Raw genomic sequence first — 524 nt, 5'->3', positions numbered from 1 at the left:
GGCGGTTGATGGCGGGAACTACCAGGAAGTTTTATCAGACGTAATCGACGGTAAGACAATTAGCGGATATGACAAAACAAAACGAATCGACCTCCCAACGTTCAATAGTCAGGTTCTATTGCGTGTGCGACGCGTTACGGCTGATTCAACTGATGCGCGTGTAGTTGACACGATAAACATTCAGTCTTATGCCGAAGTGGTTGATGCTAAATTCCGTTACCCACTGACTGGTCTTGTTTACGTCGAGTTTAACAGCTAGCTATTCCCGCAGATCCCGAGCATTAGCACGAAAAAGAAATGGAAGCTCATTAACGTGCCGAGCAACTACAATCCTGAGCTTCGGGAGTATAACGGCACGTGGGATGGTAGCTTTAAAAAAGCATGGTCAAATAATCCGGCGTGGGTGCTTTATGATTTGATCACCAATCAGCGCTACGGACTCGACCAACGTGAATTGGGGATTGCAGTTGATAAGTGGTCACTATATGACGCTGGTCAATACTGCGACCAGAAAGTGCCAGACG

General features: G+C 46.9%; 2 protein-coding genes. Both read left to right on the top strand.

The window, feature by feature from the left end; translation table 11 throughout:
* The coding region (gene gpJ, locus I6F53_RS20735; protein WP_231616672.1) for a TipJ family phage tail tip protein at window positions 1–259 on the top strand (259 nt) is incomplete at its 5' end.
* 54 nt (window positions 260–313) lie between these two features.
* The coding region (locus tag I6F53_RS20440; protein WP_197240983.1) for a hypothetical protein at window positions 314–524 on the top strand (211 nt) is incomplete at its 3' end.

Source organism: Pseudoalteromonas sp. SWN29 (genome assembly GCF_015864465.1).
Classification (GTDB): domain Bacteria; phylum Pseudomonadota; class Gammaproteobacteria; order Enterobacterales; family Alteromonadaceae; genus Pseudoalteromonas.
This window is presented reverse-complemented; position numbering and strand designations above follow the sequence as displayed.